The 19,295-nt window shown below is 39.5% G+C and carries 16 protein-coding genes; 10 read left to right on the forward strand and 6 right to left on the reverse strand.

Annotated features, from left to right (window positions below):
- Window positions 1–59: 59 nt before the first annotated feature.
- Together AACW45_RS04315 and AACW45_RS04320 are read right to left on the reverse strand one after the other, a co-directional pair.
- Window positions 60–2,129: a S9 family peptidase gene (locus AACW45_RS04315; RefSeq protein ID WP_190631437.1), complete on the reverse strand. Its 2,070-nt coding sequence runs from the start codon at window positions 2,127–2,129 to the stop codon at window positions 60–62.
- Window positions 2,130–2,165: 36 nt separating this feature from the next.
- Entirely contained in the window at window positions 2,166–2,921 is a 756-nt protein-coding gene (locus tag AACW45_RS04320; RefSeq protein WP_190631439.1) for a hypothetical protein, read from the reverse strand.
- 212 nt (window positions 2,922–3,133) lie between these two features.
- Here AACW45_RS04320 and hemE point away from each other — a divergent pair, with 212 nt between their 5' ends.
- The 4 genes from hemE to AACW45_RS04340 all read left to right on the forward strand — a co-directional run bounded on the left by hemE (window position 3,134) and on the right by AACW45_RS04340 (window position 10,781).
- Window positions 3,134–4,186 (forward strand): uroporphyrinogen decarboxylase, encoded by a 1,053-nt coding sequence (hemE, locus tag AACW45_RS04325; protein ID WP_190631441.1) that lies wholly within the window; start codon window positions 3,134–3,136, stop codon window positions 4,184–4,186.
- 223 nt (window positions 4,187–4,409) lie between these two features.
- On the forward strand, window positions 4,410–5,375 hold the full coding sequence (locus tag AACW45_RS04330; protein WP_190631443.1) for an NAD-dependent epimerase/dehydratase family protein: 966 nt from the start codon (window positions 4,410–4,412) through the stop codon (window positions 5,373–5,375).
- A 413-nt stretch (window positions 5,376–5,788) separates the two neighbouring features.
- Window positions 5,789–8,617, forward strand: a complete 2,829-nt coding sequence (locus AACW45_RS04335) for a peptidoglycan DD-metalloendopeptidase family protein (RefSeq protein ID WP_190631445.1) — start codon at window positions 5,789–5,791, stop codon at window positions 8,615–8,617.
- 574 nt (window positions 8,618–9,191) lie between these two features.
- Window positions 9,192–10,781, forward strand: coding sequence for a B12-binding domain-containing radical SAM protein (locus AACW45_RS04340; protein WP_190631447.1), 1,590 nt, complete (start codon window positions 9,192–9,194; stop codon window positions 10,779–10,781).
- Window positions 10,782–11,008: 227 nt separating this feature from the next.
- Here the strand turns inward: AACW45_RS04340 and AACW45_RS04345 are convergent, their stop codons facing one another.
- Window positions 11,009–11,509, reverse strand: coding sequence for a sterol desaturase family protein (locus AACW45_RS04345; protein ID WP_190631449.1), 501 nt, complete (start codon window positions 11,507–11,509; stop codon window positions 11,009–11,011).
- A gap of 569 nt (window positions 11,510–12,078) precedes the next feature.
- Here AACW45_RS04345 and AACW45_RS04350 point away from each other — a divergent pair.
- The 4 genes from AACW45_RS04350 to AACW45_RS04365 all read left to right on the forward strand — a co-directional run bounded on the left by AACW45_RS04350 (window position 12,079) and on the right by AACW45_RS04365 (window position 14,808).
- Entirely contained in the window at window positions 12,079–12,783 is a 705-nt protein-coding gene (locus AACW45_RS04350) for a haloacid dehalogenase type II (protein WP_190631452.1), read from the forward strand.
- A gap of 67 nt (window positions 12,784–12,850) precedes the next feature.
- Window positions 12,851–13,969, forward strand: coding sequence for a DNA-processing protein DprA (gene dprA / locus AACW45_RS04355; protein WP_190631454.1), 1,119 nt, complete (start codon window positions 12,851–12,853; stop codon window positions 13,967–13,969).
- A 93-nt stretch (window positions 13,970–14,062) separates the two neighbouring features.
- Window positions 14,063–14,482 (forward strand): XisH family protein, encoded by a 420-nt coding sequence (locus tag AACW45_RS04360; protein WP_190631456.1) that lies wholly within the window; start codon window positions 14,063–14,065, stop codon window positions 14,480–14,482.
- The gene (locus AACW45_RS04365) at window positions 14,470–14,808 is read left to right on the forward strand and encodes a XisI protein (RefSeq protein ID WP_190631458.1); all 339 of its coding nucleotides are present in this window, start codon (window positions 14,470–14,472) and stop codon (window positions 14,806–14,808) included. The genes AACW45_RS04360 and AACW45_RS04365 overlap by 13 nt, the downstream gene beginning before the upstream one ends.
- A 213-nt stretch (window positions 14,809–15,021) precedes the next feature.
- Here AACW45_RS04365 and psb28 read toward each other — a convergent pair whose 3' ends face one another.
- The 3 genes from psb28 to AACW45_RS04380 all read right to left on the reverse strand — a co-directional run bounded on the left by psb28 (window position 15,022) and on the right by AACW45_RS04380 (window position 18,237).
- Entirely contained in the window at window positions 15,022–15,390 is a 369-nt protein-coding gene (gene psb28 / locus AACW45_RS04370; RefSeq protein WP_190631459.1) for a photosystem II reaction center protein Psb28, read from the reverse strand.
- A 211-nt stretch (window positions 15,391–15,601) separates the two neighbouring features.
- Window positions 15,602–17,224 (reverse strand): serine hydrolase, encoded by a 1,623-nt coding sequence (locus tag AACW45_RS04375; RefSeq protein WP_190631462.1) that lies wholly within the window; start codon window positions 17,222–17,224, stop codon window positions 15,602–15,604.
- Window positions 17,225–17,508: 284 nt separating this feature from the next.
- Complete coding sequence (locus AACW45_RS04380) at window positions 17,509–18,237, reverse strand: RNA methyltransferase (protein ID WP_190631600.1); 729 nt, start codon at window positions 18,235–18,237, stop codon at window positions 17,509–17,511.
- 202 nt (window positions 18,238–18,439) lie between these two features.
- Here AACW45_RS04380 and AACW45_RS04385 point away from each other — a divergent pair, with 202 nt between their 5' ends.
- Together AACW45_RS04385 and AACW45_RS04390 are read left to right on the forward strand one after the other, a co-directional pair.
- A complete protein-coding gene (locus tag AACW45_RS04385; protein ID WP_190631464.1) occupies window positions 18,440–18,811 on the forward strand; it encodes a hypothetical protein in 372 nt (123 codons plus the stop codon).
- Between the two features lie 27 nt (window positions 18,812–18,838).
- The gene (locus AACW45_RS04390) at window positions 18,839–19,261 is read left to right on the forward strand and encodes a type II toxin-antitoxin system VapC family toxin (RefSeq protein WP_190631466.1); all 423 of its coding nucleotides are present in this window, start codon (window positions 18,839–18,841) and stop codon (window positions 19,259–19,261) included.
- Window positions 19,262–19,295 lie beyond the last annotated feature (34 nt).

The raw sequence follows: 19,295 nt of genomic DNA on the forward strand, positions 1-19,295 counted from the left end.
CAGTTGTTAGAGACGCGATGAATCGCGTCTGTACAATTGTCAACCGTCAACAAAAAAGTTTACTCTGTTAAACCTAATCTGTCTAAAATAAAGGCGTATTCAAAAGCTAGTTCGCGTAAGCTTTCATAACGTCCAGATGCGCCGCTATGTCCTGCACCCATGTTGGTTTTTAATAGGAGAATATTGTTATCTGTTTTGAGTTCTCTGAGTTTAGCTGTCCATTTTGCTGGCTCCCAATATTTGACGCGAGAATCATTTAAGCCGGCGGTAATTAACATATCTGGGTAATCTTTCGCCTCAACGTTATCGTAAGGCGAGTAAGATTTCATGTATTCGTAATACACTGGATCGTTGGGATTACCCCATTCTTCCCATTCCATTGCTGACAGGGGTAAGGAAGTATCGAGAATTGTCGTGACTATATCAACAAAGGGAACGTGAGCAACTACTGCTTTGAATAGTTCGGGACGCAGATTAACAACGGCTCCCATTAATAAACCACCAGCACTACCACCTGTAATAATTAGGCGATCGCTCTCTGTCCAATTTTCTTGAATCAAATACTCAGCACAGGCGATAAAATCTGTAAAGGTGTTCTTTTTCTGTAAAAATTTCCCGTCTTCATACCATTGTCGTCCCATTTCCTCCCCACCCCGGATATGCGCAATGGCAAAGATTACACCTCTATCTAACAATGTCAGGCGATTTGAGGAAAAGGTAGCCGGGTAAGAAGAACCGTAAGCACCGTATCCTGTTAGTAGCAGGGGATTTTTACTATCTTTTTTAATTCCTCGTTTATATACAATTGAAATGGGAACTTTTGTACCATCTTCAGCAGTAGCTATCAGCCATTCGCTTTGATATTGGGTTCTGTCGTAACCTCCCAATACTTCCGTTTCTTTTTGCAATTCCCGCTCATTTGTTTCCATGTTGTAGTCGAAAACAGATTGCGGGGTAATAAACGAGGTGTAATGGAAACGTAAAATATTTGTATTAAATTCTGGGTTACTACCTTCGTAAAATTCATAGGTAGGTTCAGGAAAAGTAATATTACTTTCTTCTTCTGTTGTCAGGTTTCTGATTCTGGCAGTTTCTAAACCACCTTTTCGTTCATAAATTACTAAATGATTGGCAAATAAACTAATGCCTGATAATAATACATCTGCTTGATGAGGAATTACAGGTTGCCAATTTTCTTTACTGGGTGCAGTGACTAATGTTTTGACTAATTTAAAATTGGTAGCTTCATCGTTAGTTACAATATAAAAGTAATCGCTGTGATGATCGACTTCATATTCCATCCCTGTAGTGCGGGGGTGAATTAACTGCCAATCGCCTTCAGGATGATTTGCATCTAAATAATGAACTTCTGTGGTGATGCTGCTTCTTAACAGCATGAAAATATAAGCTTGACTGCGGGTTTTATCTACATATAAATGGTAAATATCATCAAGTTCTTCATAAATTAATACATCGTCTTCAACATCAGTTCCTAAAGTATGGCGTAATAGCTGATAAGGACGATTAGCATCATCAAGTGTAGTATAAAATATTGTTTGATTATCGTTAGCCCAAGCCACAGAAAAATAAGTATCGGGAATAGTTTCAGGGGCTAATTCATGAGTATTTAAATCTAAAAAATACAGTGTATATTGCTCAGAGCCACAGGTATCAACTGAGTAAGCTAAAATTTGATGATTGGGAGTAATCTCAAATACACCTAAGCTAAAAAACTCATGTCCTTTGGCGAGTTCATTTTCATCTAACAGCACTTCTTCTGGTGCTTCTAAACTACCGTATTTGCGGCAATAAATAGGATAATCTTTACCTTCTTCTGTACGGATATAATAGTAGTATTCATCTTTGCGGTATGGCACTGAAAGGTCAGTTTCTTTAATCCGTGCCAACATTTCCTGATAAAGTTTAGTTTGCTGCGATCGCGTGTGTTGCATCATCGCCGCAGTATAAGTATTCTCAGCTTCTAAATAAGCAATAACTTGGGGATTTTCATCATCCCGCAGCCAAAAGTAGTTGTCAATGCGGCGATCGCCATGTAACTCCAACTCCTCTGGCTGTTTGTTGGCAACTGGTGGTTTAGTAATATTGGGTACAAAATTATCCTGAGACATTATCAATAATCGGCAGCAATTGACTGCTTAGTAAGCTTAAGATGAGCTAGAATTTACAGATTTGGGGTTTTGCTTTCTTTTTAAAGTACACAAGCCAATTGCGGGAATAAATCCCAGAATAAAAGCTGTAAATCCTTGCCCATTCCAATACAATATCGAAGTCCGGCTAGCTTCGGGAATAAAATTTTGCAATAAAGAAAGCAGCCAAATTAAAGTACTGATGAAGAAGAAGCAAACGGCTGGAAGAAAATTCCACCACCAACAGTTGAGGGTGTAGCGTCGCAACACTAGCCACTGACAAAATCCCAGCCAAACGCCAGAAATAATATAAGCCAATGTAGATAAACCACCAACAATCACCACAGCTTCCGGTGGTAAATTTTCGTTAAAGGATGCAGCAAGAGAGTTGATATAGTTAATCCAGGCTGTAGAAACGCTGCTCGCAATTTGCCAACCGATGGTGGTAGCTAGTAACCACCACCAGCCGGGGATATAGGGACGAATTACCAGCGCTTGATCGGCGGCGAAAATTAAAGCAAAGACGATGCTGCTGACAAAGCTGACTAAAAAATTCCAGATTTGCGGATCTGGAATAAAATCTGGTGATAACTGATTGAGCAGATTTTCCGCAGCTATACTAGCAAAGCCACCTACAACCCATCCCAAACAGGTGATGCAGGTAAACTTGATCAGGAAATTTTGAGTTTGAGAACGCGGGATCAAAAACTTTCCAAGTTTGGCAGCGTTCTGATTGGCTGGAGCAGGAGCGGAAGTTGGGGAATCAGCTGACATATAACTGATATATAAAGTTAAGTTAAGCAGATACTAATACCGCTTGAGAAAAATTAAAAGTCAAAAGACTTTGATTTTCGGCTGTTGCAGGTTCTCAATGATGGAATGATTGAGTTGGCATCTATGAGGTGAGATAGCTTCCTGAAAAAGCGTAATCTCGGAATGATAAGCTAAACAGTGGCATAAAAAAGTGACTTAGGATGAAGTGTTAAATGGGTGTTTCCTCAACAGCTCCTAGACTCCTCATGGCGGCTCGCGGTGAAATAGTAGACCGTCCTCCTGTATGGATGATGCGGCAAGCGGGAAGATACATGAAAGCATATCGAGATTTAAGGGAGAAGTATCCTTCTTTCCGCGATCGCTCAGAAATTCCCGAAGTAGCAATTGAGGTATCCCTACAGCCTTGGAGAGCCTTTCAACCAGACGGGGTAATTTTATTCTCCGACATTGTAACGCCATTGCCTGGTTTAGGCATTGACATGGACATTGCTGAAGGTAAAGGGCCAATTATTCACTCGCCCATTCGCACTCAAGAACAAGTTGATAACCTGCGTCCCTTCGAGCCTGAAGCATCCCTGCCGTTTATCAAAACCATATTGCAGGCGTTGCGTCAAGAGGTAGGGAATCAATCAACGGTATTAGGCTTTGTCGGTGCGCCTTGGACATTAGCTGCTTACGCAGTCGAGGGTAAAGGTTCTAAAACCTACTCGATTATCAAGAATATGGCGTTTTCTGACCCGACAATTCTGCATCAGTTTTTAGCAAAACTCGCAGATGCGATCGCAGTTTACGCCCGCTACCAAATTGACTGTGGCGCTCAAGTTGTGCAAATGTTTGACTCTTGGGCTGGTCAATTAAGTCCTCAAGATTATGACACCTTTGCCCTTCCCTATCAAAAACGGGTGTTTGAACAAGTCAAACAAACCCATCCCGATACACCGTTAATTTTGCTGGTTAGCGGTAGTGCTGGTGTATTAGAGAGAATGGCAAAATCTGGTGCAGATGTTGTGACTGTAGACTGGGCTGTAGATATGGCAGATGCTAGAGCCAGATTGGGTAAACACGTGAAAGTACAGGGAAATCTTGACCCTGGTGTATTATTTGGTTCTAAAGCGTTTATCCGCGATCGCATTCTCGATACCGTTCGCAAAGCTGGTAATTGGGGTCATATTCTTAACCTCGGTCATGGTGTACTACCAGAAACTCCAGAAGAAAATGTCGCTTTCTTCTTTGAAACCGCAAAGCAACTGAATGTATTGGTTTAGTCAGTTGTTAGAGACGCGATTAATCGCGTCTGTACAATCCGCGATTAATCGCATCTGTACAGTCGTCAGTTGTCAGTTGTTAGTTGATAATTAATAACTGATGATTGACGCATTTATTTATGCTTTTCAGCCAACGCTTAATTAATCGCTCCATTGGGAACTAAAAATTCAATAGCAGCAACTAATATAAATAAACTTAAATAAATAAAACTTAAAAATATTTATGACCCAGAAACGGATTTTAGTGACTGGTGCAAGTGGTTGTATCGGTCACTACATAGCTGAAGCCTTAATTCAAGAAACAGATTACGAATTATATTTACTAGTTAGGAATCCAAACAAGCTAACAGTTAATACTCAGGCGCGTTCTGGTATCACCGTGTTGCAAGGTGATATGTTGCAAATTAGCCAGTTTGCTGACTTGCTATCAACAATTGATACTGCGGTGTTAACAGCGACAGCTTGGGGCGGTGAGGAAACATTTAATATTAATGTTAATAAAACACTAGAATTGCTGAAGCTGCTAGATCCGGAAAAATGCGAACAAGTCATCTATTTTTCTACCGCCAGTGTTTTAGATCGCCACAATCAACCCCTTAAAGAAGCCGGCGAAATTGGCACAGATTACGTCAGTTCTAAATATCAGTGTTTGCAGCAACTACCAAAATTAGCGATCGCACCGAAAATTACCACTGTTTTTCCTACTGTAGTATTAGGCGGCGATGCTAACAAGCCCTACTCTGCTGTAACATCGGGGATTCCTGAAGTGACAAAATATGTAAATTTAATTAAGTTTTTGCAAGCCGATGGCAGTTTTCACTTTATTCACGGAAAAGATATAGCCACCACAATCCGCTATTTAATAGATAATCCTCCCACAGAACGGGAACCTCGCAGATTTGTTTTAGGTCAAGAACAATTAACAGTCAATCAAGCAGTAGAACAAGTCTGTACCTATCTGGGGAAAAAGATATATTTTCGCATTCCTCTATCCTTATCATTGGCAAATTTGATTATTGCTGTCTTCCGCATTCAGATGGCTGCTTGGGATAGATTCTGTATGCATTATCGACATTTCACTTACGATAAAGTTATCAATCCCACCAGTTTTGGACTACCAAATTACTGTGCAACCATGAGTGATGTGTTAAAAATTAGCGGCGTGAAAAGTCCTGTTAGCCAAATTTAAAATACCGATTTTATATAAATTATTTTAGGGCTTTAGCATTGCTAAAGCTTAATTTTTTTGTTACTCGTGGAGTGCGCTGTCTGCTTGTATTGATGAGCAAGGAGTCTATAACAAGTGTTGACTGAGGCTGGGTTAAAGAACAACAGCCCACAGCCCAAAAACTTGTTATTGTGAATTTTACTCCATTTAACCCAATCCACATTTATTTTTCTTAGTTTTGATTGCCAAAAGGTGGTTAAACAGAGGATTTCTGTTTTTTTCTCTGAAATCATAGCCGTATTAGCACGGTGAACTACTAGGTAGTTTCACAGAAATTTATAATATATTTGCGTAATAATCTTCTAGAGCTTTTCTTTTAAAAAAACAATAATAGTAAACATGAACAATTAAGTTTTTACAAAATATAAATAACAATGGATGAGCTAATTCTCAGCAACCATCAGGATTTTCAGCATTCTAATTCTGGGTTAGAAAGAATTGATGCTTTGGTGAATCCTTTATTCACGGATGTGACAGAATTGAGTTTGCAAAAACGTTTTGTGTTAGTAGGTGAAACATCATTTGACCCTTCGCAATACCAAGCTAACACCAAATCAGCAATAGATTTTATTCCTGGTAGTGTAGTGCAGATTATTACTACAGTTTATCGGGCAATTGATTCTACCAAAGACATTTTAACAGGTTTAGCAAATAACCCTCAACTCGATAATATTATGGGAGTTGCTTTTGGGTTTGATTATAACCACGTTACTGCTGATAATTTGCTGAATCAGTTTGCACAAAATAACTTTACTCAAGCGCCTCATATAGAGTTAGTATCAGGTCAAAACTTTAATGGAGCTTATGCAAAAGAAAATAATACCATTTATTTATCTCAGGAATTTGTAGCTGATAATGTAGATAATTTTGAAGCAATTAAAGGAGTTTTATTAGAAGAATTTGGTCATTATTTAGATTCACAAATTAATGTGCAAGATGCTGCTGGAGATGAAGGGGATATTTTCTCAAGATTAGTTTGGGGACAGAGTATCAGTCATGAGGAATTGTCAGCATTAAAAATTGAAGATGATCATGCCAAGATTTTCCTGAATGAAAAAATTATTTTTATAGAGCAACAATTGATTCGTGGTGATTCGGGAAATAATACTAGCTATGGCACTAAAGATAGCGATCAAATATACGGTTATAACGGCAATGATTCTCTCTATGGAAACGACGGCAAAGATTCAATTTATGGAGGCGGAAATGATGACAAATTATGGGGTGGAAACAATGATGACAAACTCTGGGGTGAAGATGGTAGCGATGAATTAAGAGGGGATGATGGTAATGATGAACTCAGAGGTGGTGGCAATGATGACAAACTCTGGGGTGGTAATCAAGATGATAAATTATGGGGTGAAGACGGTAACGATCAATTAGTAGGAGATAGCGGTAATGATGAATTGAATGGAGGGAATGGTGATGACAAAATTTGGGGTAGTGGAAACGATGATAAACTCTGGGGTGAAAAAGGTAACGATCAATTAAACGGTGATGATGGTAACGACATCCTTTATGGTTATGGATTTAGTAGCACTGAGAGAGATACGCTGAGTGGTGGAAATGGTTCAGATAGATTTATTCTAGGTGATGCCAGCAATATTTTTTATGACAAAAGTAAAAATTCTGATTATGCAGTGATTACTGATTTTATTCGCGGTGAAGATGTAATTCATTTGAAGAAGTTAGGATTTACTAAATCTAATAGCAATCAGGCTTATGGCTATCGTTTAGTTACTGTTGGTTCAAATACACAAATTTGTGTGGATGGTAGTAATGAACTTGTTGCTCTTTTACAAGGTGTAACAGGACTAAGTCTAACAGGAAAAGAATTTTATTTCGAGGGTGGAAACTCTAGCCCAACTATTTATGAACACGCTAATTTTGGTGGACGAATTAAAACATTAGAGGCTAGAGAGTATACAAACCTGTTTTTTGATACCGCTTCAGGTGGTAATTGGAATGATTTCATTTCCTCTATTGATATTCCCGAAGGATGGATAGTTGAAGGCTATGCAGATATTAATTTTAGCGGACAAAAAGTTATTTTTGATAGCTCAAAATCTTATGTAGGTAATGATTGGAATGATAAGATTAGTAGTTTAAAAGTTTACCAAGTACCAACTTTTTACGAACATGACAAATTTGGGGGAAATGTCCTAACATTAGCGCCTGGAGACTATAGTAGCCTGCTGAGTTTAAGTAATGGTTCAGGAGGTAACTGGAATGATTTCATTTCATCCATTGAAATTCCTAAGGGATGGATAGTTGAAGGCTATGAACATATTAATTTTGGTGGACAAAAATATGTTTTTGATAGCTCAAAATCTTATGTAGGTAATGACTCTAATGATAAAATTACCAGTTTGAAGATTTATCAAGCACCGACTATCTATCAACATGCTAATTTTGGTGGTAATGCAAAGACATTAGCGGCTGGAGAGTATAGCAGCTTGCTGAATTTTAGTAATGGTTCAGAAGGTAACTGGAATGATTTCATTTCATCCATTGAGATTCCTAAAGGATGGGTAGTTGAAGGCTATGAACATATTAATTTTGGTGGACAAAAAGTTGTTTTAAATAGCTCTACACTTTACGTTGGTAATGATTGGAACGATCGGATTAGCAGCTTGAAGATTTATGCTGGTTACTACCGTGAGCTTTCTACCCTAAGTGATGCTGATTGGAAATATCAAAGCCGTGATAATTTATTCTTTGATGGCAATACTCAAAATGGGGAAAGTCTTACATCTGTCAAGCAAATTTACTCTGATCTTTCAAATGGGATTTTCGGTTCTTATAAGGCTATGACTGCTGGATACTTTGATACGACTAACTACTCTGGCACTCATTATGGTATTGACATGGCTGGACTCGCTGGTAATCAAGTGAAAACAGTAGTTGGTGGTAAAACTAGGATAATTGGTCCCACTACTGGTAATTTCTTTATCGGTGTTGAAGGAGATGATGGGAATCTTTGGATTTATGGACATTTAGAAAACTACTCTGTGGATATTGGTAAGCGTGTAGAAGCCGGAACTATTATTGGTACAGTTTTTGATGGCGCATATCTCAATCCAGATAAAAAAACAGGATGGATGAATCAGCACTTGCATCTAGAAGTTCACAAAGGTCACACTTACAACCGTGATAACTCCATAAGTCCTATTCAAGCTTATTGGAAACTAAGAAACCGATAACTTAAGTAGACATACCCTCACTATTTTTTTAACTTGTAAATCAGAGGGAGTTATCTTAATTACTTTGTCAGGTGCGATCGCATCTTTATTCTAAATGATTGTAAGGGTTTAGCATTGCTAAACCCTTAATTTTTTGTGTGAATTGTGGAGTCGATCGCCTGTGCTGTTTTTACTGCTGATAGGTGAATAACAATAATATAAATTTGTTTTAATTTAGAAATTAAACCTACTTAATGTTCAGAAATAATCAGAGAATATCACGGTTTATCCGAAATTATCAGCTTTGAATCATATCGAGATTAACTGCTACCACATCAGTAAGTAAAATCTGGATGATAAATCAAGACCTAAGAGCCATAAAAATCTAACCTTTGCTTGGAACCTTTTTACTCATATTTTAGACCACTTTCTTATATTCTTCTTTGCGCCTTTGCGTCTACTCTGCGAGAACGACTTCGTCGAATGCGTGAGAACAAAGATTGAATAAATAGCTGAACCCGCTAAGATAAAAAGTCAAGAAGTCTTAATTTTCGTTAAAGTGGGATAACAATCAAAGTGTGAGGGTTGATACTGTATGCGAGTCCTGCTGGTGTATCCAATATTTCCAAAAACTTTTTGGTCTTACGAGAAAATTTTGGACTTAGTCGATCGCAAGGTTTTGTTACCACCTTTGGGTTTAGTCACAGTGGCGGCGATTCTCCCTCAAGAATGGGAATATAAGCTTGTGGATCGCAATATTCGCCCAGCTACCGAAGCAGAATGGGCTTGGGCTGATATAGTCATTTTCTCCGCCATGATTGTCCAAAAACAGGACTTACTCGACCAAATTCAAGAAGCAAAGCGGCGTGGTAAGTTAGTAGCTGTGGGCGGCCCCTATCCCACCTCTACACCCCATGAAGTGCAAAATGTCGGCGCAGATTTTCTCATCCTTGATGAAGGGGAAATTACCTTACCGATGTTTGTGGAAGCGGTACAACGGGGTGAGACTTCGGGAACTTTCCGCACCAGCGAAAAGCCAGATGTCACCACCACACCAGTACCCCGCTTTGATTTATTAGAACTAAATGCTTACGATATGATGTCCGTGCAGTTTTCGCGCGGGTGTCCGTTCCAGTGCGAATTTTGTGACATTATTGTTCTCTATGGTCGCAAACCGCGTACCAAAACCCCAGCCCAATTGTTAGCCGAATTAGATTACCTTTATGAATTGGGTTGGCGACGGGGCGTGTTTATGGTTGACGATAACTTTATCGGTAACAAGCGCAATGTGAAATTGTTGCTCAAAGAGTTAAAAGTCTGGATGGAAGAACATCAATATCCCTTCCGCTTTGATACTGAAGCTTCCATTGATTTAGCACAAGACACGGAATTACTAGAGTTGATGGTTGATTCTGGTTTCTCTGCGGTATTTTTAGGGATTGAAACCCCAGATGAAGATAGCTTACAACTGACGAAAAAGTTTCAAAATACCCGTAGTTCCCTCACCGATGCGGTGCAAACTATCGTTAAAGCTGGATTGCGCCCAATGGCTGGGTTTATCATCGGTTTTGATGGGGAAAAAGCAGGTGCAGGCGATCGCATTGTCCGGTTTGCGGAACAAGCTGCCATTCCTTCTACTACCTTCGCTATGTTACAAGCGCTACCTAATACAGCCTTGTGGCATCGCCTGAAAAAAGAAGGTAGATTACGGGAAAACACAGACGGGAACATCAACCAAACTACTTTGATGAACTTTGTACCTACCCGTCCTCTAGAAGAGATTGCTAGAGAATATATTGAAGCCTTCTGTGCTTTATACGACCCCGTCAAATATTTGGATCGGACTTATCGCTGCTTTTTAATGATGGGTGCGCCACGTTGGAAAGCGCCATTTAAATGGCCAGAATTGGTAGTGATTAAAGCACTATTGATTGTAATTTGGCGACAAGGTATTAAACGCGAAACTCGTTGGAAATTCTGGCATCACTTGTTTAGCATTATCAAGCGTAACCCAGGAGTAGCCGAGCATTATATTTCTGCTTGTGCCCATAACGAGCATTTTCACGAATATCGTCAAATTGTCCGCGATCAAATTGAAAGCCAGCTAGCAGAATATCTCGCACAAGGTACAGAAACACCCTATGTAGTACCTGTCAAAGAAAAAGCTGAAGTTGTCGCTAGTTAATTATCGAGAAACGCAGAGGGCATAAAGCAAAAGCCTGTCCTCTGCCTTTAAAACTCCAGTGTTCATTACTAGGAATTACGCACAAAATTTCTCAATCTCTTATTCCTCTGCGTCCTCTGCGTCCTCTGCGGTTTATTCATACCAATTTAAAAAGAATACGACAGATTTTAGGGACATGGCAGTGCCATGTCCTTCTTCAATATTTGCTATGTCGCCAATATTATTTGCTAGATACGCGAGTAACGAAAATGCAGTCTGAGTAGACGTAACCAACGCATCCAAACAAGTGAAGGTTGTTCAAAAAAAGTGAAGATATCTCCGAAACCTTGGTTTGTTTTTTGATGGTGTAACCAATGTCTTTCAGGAGTAGTAATAAAGAGAATTTGGCACAAAATAGTGACAAATTTTGGTGTTTTCCAATCCAGAACACTAATATGTCTCCACCATACATGCAATTGACCTAAAATCAGCCCAGAAATCACGCCAATTGGGGAAAAAGACCACAAAATCAAAGCCATTAATAAATAAGGTAAAGCACCCAAAATTCCATCTAATAAAACTTGGGTATTTAAAGTCAAAATCGCATAATGGCGAAAGTCTTTCTTCCAAGAATGATGGGTTTTTAAGTGGAGGCTACCAAAAACATGCTCGGGAACGTGGTAAACAAAAGTTGATAATAAATCACCAAAAAACAATAATAGCCAAGCAACTGCGATCGCCTCTAACATTTGTACTCCTCACATCGAATTAAGAAAACTCCAAAGCAAAAATGCAGATGTCATACTCAAGATGTAGACACTGCTCACATCAATTCGTAATTACGAAACTTTTAGAAAGTTGCTAGAACAGTGGCTATAGCAAAATGCTACTCACTAAAACCAGAGAAGCATCTATTCTGAGATTTATTCACACAGCGTTATTCAGGGAATTCTGCAACACAATTTCCCTAATTTCTGCTATCTATCGCTATCCGATTTAATTTTTTCAAAAACTCTAATTTTGATTTTGTCTCTGGGGTGATGGGACAAATACATCTTAACTCCAATCGGAATACCGTATCTTAGCATATTAACATCACAATCTTCTTATTAAGACTGACAGGATTAGCAAAGATTGAGTTAAAATTGGTAAAAATTTAGGTTAAGATATTTTGTGAAAGTGTTGAGACTCAGTAGAGGTTGCTAAAGGCGATCGCCTAAATATTATAACTATAAATATTACCAAACCATAATCAGATTTTTACCAAATTTTACTATGTCAAATCTAAAACACCATTAAATAGTAGAGAGTAGATAAATTGATTGACTTTAACCAAATCCAAGTTTTAACATTTGATTGTTACGGTACGCTAATTGATTGGGAAAGTGGTATTTTATCAGCAATCAAGCCGATTTTATCTGCTAAAGGGCATAACTTAGGTGAGGAAAATATTCTGCAATTATTTGCCCAATTTGAGTCTGCAATTCAGCAAGGAGAATATTTCACTTATCGGGAAGTGCTGAAAAGGGTACTTCAGAAATGTGGCGAACATTTTAACTTTGTTCTTTTTAATGAAGAATTATATGCGCTGGCTGATTCGATTCAGGATTGGTTACCGTTTCCCGATACAGTTAAAGCCTTGAAAGCGCTGAAGCAGAAATATAAACTGGCAATTATTTCCAATGTCGATGATAATCTCTTTGCTTTTTCTGCACAACATTTAGAAGTAGAATTTGACTGGATTATTACCGCAGAGCAGGTAAAAAGCTATAAACCATCGCTGAATAATTTTACAGTGGCGATGGAGAGAATTAATCTACCTCAAGAACAAATATTACATGTAGCTGGCAGTATTTATCATGATATTGTGCCAGCAAAATCTTTAGGAATATCAACAGTTTGGGTAAATCGCAGAGCAGGGAAAGAAGGCGCTGGTGCTAGTTTACCAGTAGTTGCTCAGGCTGATTTAGAAGTCCCAGATTTGCAGACTCTCGCCATTTTAAGTACAGGTTCTGAGGATTAATTACTACTGTGGTTAAAATCTTCATGTCTGATTGGGAATACTCAATCAAGGCGTGTGAGGATGAAAAATGGCAGAAGAACGGGCGTATTGGTTAGCTTGGGCGGAAATTTCCGGGATTGGCCCTGTATTGCTCAGGCGCTTGCAACAGCATTTTGGTACGCTGGCGACAGCTTGGAAAGCTACTGCTGCGGAATTGGCTCAGGTAGAGGGTTTTGGGGCGCAGACATTAGAAAAGGTAGTAAAACAGCGATCGCGTCTCAATCCAGAGCAATTACTCCTCAAGCACCAAGCAGAAAACCCCCATTTTTGGACACCAGCAGACGCAGATTATCCCCGCTTGCTGTTAGAAACACCCAGTCCCCCTGCAAGTTTGTACTATCGCGGGGAAGTAGAATTACAAGAAAATCTGGGAAACACACCTTTAGTCGGAATTGTCGGGACTCGTCAACCTTCAGATTATGGTATCCGTTGGACTCGCCAAATTAGCACAGCTTTAGCCAAAAACGGCTTCACAGTAGTTTCGGGAATGGCTGAGGGAATTGACACCGAAAGTCACCTAGCGACGATGAAAGCAGGTGGAAGAACGATCGCAGTTTTAGGTACAGGTGTCGATATCATCTATCCACCGAAAAATCGAGATTTGTACAAACAGATTTTGACTTCAGGATTAGTAGTGAGTGAATATCCCGCCAAAACTCCACCAGATCGCAGTCATTTTCCTCGCCGCAATCGCATTATTGCAGGTTTGAGTCGGGCGATTTTAGTCATAGAAGCACCTTTAAAATCAGGCGCGCTAATTACTGCTACCTACGCTAATGATTTTGGTAGAGATGTTTATGCATTACCTGGGAGATTAGACGATTTACCATCTCAAGGCTGTTTAAAATTAATTAATCAAGGCGCTTCCATAATTCTTAAAGAACTTGATGAACTGTTAAAAATGCTGGGAGCAATACCAAAATTAGATGCAGTTACAGAATCATCAGCACCTCAACAATTAACTTTGCCAAATTTAGCGCCAGAATTGCAACAGGTAATAGATACTTTAGCCTGTGATGCCTTACCTTTTGATTTTATTGTGCAAAAAACTGGCTTGAATACAGGCTCAGTTTCTAGCGCTTTACTACAGTTAGAATTAATGGGTTTAGTTACCCAGCTTCCAGGAATGCGATATCAAAAAACATAATATCTCCCTGAACAAGCGATCGCTTTTATTGTAGAGTAGGGAATCTTTCTTGAAGCGAGAGATGCGATCGCGTTGCAGTACAATAGAGTTACTATGCCTGCTAAAGATATCTATCACGATACAGTCAAAAATGCTTTGATAAAAGATGGCTGGACAATTACCCACGATCCATTACGAATTCGTCTAGCACGCGGTAAAAATCTCTTTGTTGATTTAGGTGCAAAACGATTACTAGCCGCAGAAAGAGGATTTGAAAGGATAGCGGTTGAAGTAAAAAGTTTCAGCCGTCCTTCAGATATGAAAGATTTGGAAGAAGCGGTTAGTCAATTTGTTCTTTACTCTCGTTTGTTAACACGCTACTATCCCGAATATATCCTCTATCTGGCAGTCAGTGAAGATACCCGCAAGAGAGTTTTTGAAGAAGAAGCAGGTCAAACTTTAATAGAAGATGGCATTATACGTTTAGTTACCTTCGATACATTAAAGGAGGAAATTATCCGATGGATTCACTAAAAGCTCAGTACAGAAATATTATTGAAAAAGTTCTGCAAGATTATGCTGATTTTTTAGGTAGTGATGAGGATGTTGAAATAGAATTAGTTTTCGATAGAGAGCGCGATCGCTATCTTTTAGTAGAAGCTGGCTGGCAAAATGGTTATCGTATATACGGAAATTTGCTACACATCAACATGGTTGATTGTAAACTTTGGATTCAGCATGATGGTACAGAAGATGGTGTTGCTGTAGATTTAGTGGCGGCGGGAATTCCTAAAGAGCAGATTGTGTTAGGTTTTAGAAACCTGGAACAAAGGAAACTTACAGAGTTTGCAGTTTCGTAAGTCAAATAAATATTAATTCGTAATTCATCATTAACAATTCAATAATTAATCCTGAATGATGCATCAATTAATTTTAGGTACAAGCCCCTTAATTTATGATTCACTCCTGGGGATTTATCTCTGGGGTGATAATTACGAATTACGAATTATTGTGACAAGTGTCTGCTAATAGCGTTTGAGTTTGATTATGCGATCGCAATTTAACTACAAAATTTAACGTTCGCCATACTCCATTCCATTAGCGTCAGCATAGCGATACATAAATCGCATAAATCTTTCCCAACTATCGTCTTGCTCAATTTCAAATTTACATTCAACTTTCTTGAGTTCATCGCCTTCATCACCACCAAAAATGAAGCGTGTAGAAGAAGGTGTCACATTAATTTCGCCTTCTTCATCAGTTAATCGTAAGGAATTTAAAGACGGTTTAGTAAAGCTATTCAACCCTTCTAACGCTTGCAACTTTTCAAAGAACATCACAACAATGCGTTTCCCGGTGCGGACTTCCCGCCGCAAACTGACATTACTTAGTTCTTCACTAAGTCCAGCAAAAAATTCGATTGTGGGTGTAGTTGGTTCCATGTTAAATGAAGGATGAAAGGTAAGGTATTGAAAATAAAATGGAAAATCAAGCTTTCCATTCTCATTTTCAACCTTGAGGGTAATTACTTATCCTTTTTTTCATACTTCATTATCTTGTTGGTCAATGGTCAATGGTCAACAGTCAATGGTCAACAGTCAATAGTCAACAGTCAATAGTCAACAGTCAATAGTCAACAGTCAATAGTCAACATTACCTGGGTGGATAATATGTGGGGTTCATCATTGGCGATGATGGGTAAACAGTGTTAGGCATAGGGTTAACCATACCGTTAGGATAAGGAGTCATCACTGGGGGTGGGTAACTATTCATGGGTACAGTCGGAGCCATCATCGGTGACTGATAACCTGTTACCGGCATAGTATTTACCGGCATAGTATTTGTGGGTATATTGTTTGCAGGTATGGGTGCTGTGTTATTTGGTACTGCGCTATTGGGTGCGAGATTATTTTGGCTAAATTGTTGATAAGCTGTGCGAGAAATTGCACTAATTAATTTTTGCGCACGGGAGTCGTTGTTAGGTCTTTGGATCATCACTGCGGCTATGTAGCGTTTGCCTGTTGGGATATCAACTAAACCCGCATCTGCTAGCATTGTGCCGATGTCGCCTGTTTTGTGAGCAATGGTAGCACCTGCTCCTAAACCCGATGGTAATAACTCATCTCTTTGGGTTTGGCGCATAATATCCAGCAAGCGATCGCGCGATCGCATACTCACCAAATTCCCTTGATGTACCATCGCCATTAATGTGGCTAATTCCTTGGGACTAGTTGTATTTGTCCCTTGTAAATCTGGAAGTGGATTGCGAATAGCTGTAGTTATCAAACCCCAACTGCGGAACCGTTGATTCAGCGATTCTATACCTCCCAGTCGCGCAATCAGTATATTTGTAGCTGTATTGTCGCTGATGGTAATCATCTTGCTGACGACTTCTAAAGCATTAAATTTAGTTCCGGCTGGCTTGTATTGCATATTACCAGAACCACCTGCGATCATTTGTTGCTGCATGGTCAGCATTTCATCAAGGCGGATTTTTCCTGCATCCAAATCTTGGAAAAAAGCTACTAAAATGGGAATTTTAATGGTACTAGCTGCGGGAAAGCTAGCATTACTATTGATATCTACATAAATACCTGTATCCAAGTCTACTAACATCACTCCCGGTGTGAGATTTGGATTGGCTACTATAAGATTTTGTACGGCGCTTTTTAACTGGAAATTTTCCTGAGATAAATTTAATCCTGCTGGCGTTCCCCCATTGGGATTATTTTGGTTTTGGGATTGTCCGACATTGGTATTAGCTGGTGCTGATGGATTAGGAGCCATGCGCGTAGCGGGGTCTAACACCGATAGCAGCGTCCCCATAATTGCGCCGATACCAACTCCCACAATTAACAAGCGCATGGTGTACAACAAAGTTCTGGCCATTGGCTTTAAACGTGTTTTACGCGATCGCACTGTAGTTCTACTACCTCTAGGCGATCGCGGATCTACCCGTACTGTCTTCATCTTCACAGTACCAGATTGTACTTGAGGAGCTGCTACCCTTGTTCTCGGTATGGGTTTGACCGCCGCCGGCATTACCAGTCCAGTTTTTGACGCATTTTTTGACCTGGATACCCCAGTCGCCATTGAGGAAGAATTAACAGGCTTGGTTATATATGTAATTTGCGCTTCTTTCGCAACGCCACGCTTTTGATTAGGCGCTTTGGCTTTCTTTGCTTCCTCTTTTTGCACTTTACGCCTTGGACGTTGGCTGCGGTTTCCGGTTGGACGCCGCGAGAAAGCTCTGAGTTTGTCACTTGATTCTGACACCGCTACTCCTTGTGACCCACTTGATGGTTTTCCTGCTGACTCCCGACCCAAAACTCACTCCTCAAGTACTTTAATACTTTTATATTGAATTCACTTTTTGCCAGTAAGTAGCATTTTTGTGTTTAGTTTAAGCTATATTATCTATTTTGGGAGGGTGAATGGGTACATATTAACGTAAGTTCCTTTCCTTAATTGCGCAATATCAGGGACACAAGTAACAACAACTCAATTATTATTGCCCAATGCCCCATGCCCCATGCCCTATGCCCTATGCCCCATACCAATTATTGACGATTATTAAGAATCGCCCATTCTATCTGCCGCAAAATACCTCTTAACATTGCTACTTCAGTTGTTTGCAGCTGTGTACGGTTATATAATTGGCGAAATTTTTCCATCCTGCTAGTTGCTGTATGCGGATAAAGATAACCAATTTTGAGCAGTAAAGATTCTAATTGTTGATAATAGGCTTCTAGCATCTCCCAAGATGCGAGTTCTGGGGATGTTGTAGACTCATTTACTGGTTGCGCTGTTAATTGTGCTAATTCATAACAGCAAATACCCACAGCCGTTGCTAAATTCAAAGATTGATAACTTTCATGGGTGGGAATCTGCACGAACTTCTGTGCATAATTTAATTCTTCGTTGCTTAATCCTCTGTCTTCTCTGCCAAAAATTAAGGCTACTGGTTTTTCTGGTTCTTCGAGCAACCAAGGTAAAGCTGTGCGCGGGTTTTCTAAAGGAATTTCCCAACTGCTAACTCTACCAGTGGTGGCTATGATCCTGACACATCCTTGCAAAGCCTCCGGTAATGTCTGCACAACTACCGCAGATTCTAAAATTTCCTTAGCATGAACCGCCATTTTCATCGCATCTGGCGACAGGCGATCGCATTGGGGATTGACGATAACTAGCTGATTCAGTCCAAAATTTTTCATTACCCGCGCGATCGCACCCAGGTTTAAGGGGCCAGCTGGCTCGACTAATACAATTCTTAATCCAGCTAATCCCATGTTTGTACCTCCCGCCATCTGCGCTGAATCTACTTGCACAATAGTTCAGAAGTTACCGCCAAGACAAGGGAAAGGCAAGACCTAGAGGAATAACACTTTTTTACAACATACCCGACTTTTCAAACATACTCTAACATTGTGGGATAACGCAGTAATTCTGCGGATTCATTTACAATTAAAGAATATAAACCCAAAAATCATTATGAATTCCTTCTTATCTTCAACATCGCAAACTAGCCAAGATGCTAACGAAGTCCTGGTCAATGTTATTGTTAAACAACAAGCTGATGGTAGAACAGTGGCTAGCGTTCCAGGGTTACCAGAATTACAAGTAGAAGCAAGCGATCGCACGACAGCCCTATATGAACTTCAGCAACGCTTAGAAACTCATCTAGCTGGGGCAGAAATTGTATCTTTACCTGTCAAATTACCATCTAGCGCTCGGAAAAATCCCTGGTTAGCAATGGCTGGAGTTTTTAAAGACGATCCACAATTTGAGCAGGTGCTAACAGCTATAGAAAACTATCGTCAGGAACTAGATCAATCTACAGATGATAATTTTCCGCAAGCATAAAAGCATATTTTTTTAGGTAAAAGTCAGATGGCAAAATGGGTACTTGATACCGATCATGTTTCGCTACTCCAAAGAGGTCATCCAGTAGTAGTGAATAAAGTATCTACCGTCAATCCTGCGGAAATCGCAGTTACAATAATAACTATTGTTGAGCAAATGTACGGTCGTTTAGATGTAATTAACCGAGCAAAATCAAAACAAGAATTAGTTACAGCTTATACTTTATTAAAAGAAACATTTAATTTGCTAAGTCAAGCTAATATTCTTGATTTTAATGAAGCCGCATTTGATATCTATAACGATTTATTAAAGCAAAAAATTCGTGTAGGTACACAAGATTTAAGAATTGCGTCTATTGCACTTGCTTTTAACTGTACATTGGTAACGCGCAATCTTAAAGATTTTCAGAAAATTCCTAATTTACAAATTGTCAATTGGTCGATTATATAAGGCAATTAAATTAATGTTCTGGCTCAAAAGCACG

The sequence above is a fragment of the Calothrix sp. FACHB-168 genome (assembly GCF_963889195.1).
Lineage (GTDB): Bacteria > Cyanobacteriota > Cyanobacteriia > Cyanobacteriales > Nostocaceae > Aulosira > Aulosira anomala_A.

Bases quoted from the DNA above. Each gene is read 5' to 3' on its own strand.
- AACW45_RS04315 (WP_190631437.1), bottom strand. From the start codon at position 2,129: ATGTCTCAGGATAATTTTGTACCCAATATTACTAAACCACCAGTTGCC.
- AACW45_RS04320 (WP_190631439.1), bottom strand. From the start codon at position 2,921: ATGTCAGCTGATTCCCCAACTTCCGCTCCTGCTCCAGCCAATCAGAAC.
- hemE (WP_190631441.1), top strand. From the start codon at position 3,134: ATGGGTGTTTCCTCAACAGCTCCTAGACTCCTCATGGCGGCTCGCGGT.
- AACW45_RS04330 (WP_190631443.1), top strand. From the start codon at position 4,410: ATGACCCAGAAACGGATTTTAGTGACTGGTGCAAGTGGTTGTATCGGT.
- AACW45_RS04335 (WP_190631445.1), top strand. From the start codon at position 5,789: ATGGATGAGCTAATTCTCAGCAACCATCAGGATTTTCAGCATTCTAAT.
- AACW45_RS04340 (WP_190631447.1), top strand. From the start codon at position 9,192: ATGCGAGTCCTGCTGGTGTATCCAATATTTCCAAAAACTTTTTGGTCT.
- AACW45_RS04345 (WP_190631449.1), bottom strand. From the start codon at position 11,509: ATGTTAGAGGCGATCGCAGTTGCTTGGCTATTATTGTTTTTTGGTGAT.
- dprA (WP_190631454.1), top strand. From the start codon at position 12,851: ATGGCAGAAGAACGGGCGTATTGGTTAGCTTGGGCGGAAATTTCCGGG.
- AACW45_RS04360 (WP_190631456.1), top strand. From the start codon at position 14,063: ATGCCTGCTAAAGATATCTATCACGATACAGTCAAAAATGCTTTGATA.
- AACW45_RS04365 (WP_190631458.1), top strand. From the start codon at position 14,470: ATGGATTCACTAAAAGCTCAGTACAGAAATATTATTGAAAAAGTTCTG.
- psb28 (WP_190631459.1), bottom strand. From the start codon at position 15,390: ATGGAACCAACTACACCCACAATCGAATTTTTTGCTGGACTTAGTGAA.
- AACW45_RS04380 (WP_190631600.1), bottom strand. From the start codon at position 18,237: ATGGGATTAGCTGGATTAAGAATTGTATTAGTCGAGCCAGCTGGCCCC.
- AACW45_RS04385 (WP_190631464.1), top strand. From the start codon at position 18,440: ATGAATTCCTTCTTATCTTCAACATCGCAAACTAGCCAAGATGCTAAC.
- AACW45_RS04390 (WP_190631466.1), top strand. From the start codon at position 18,839: ATGGCAAAATGGGTACTTGATACCGATCATGTTTCGCTACTCCAAAGA.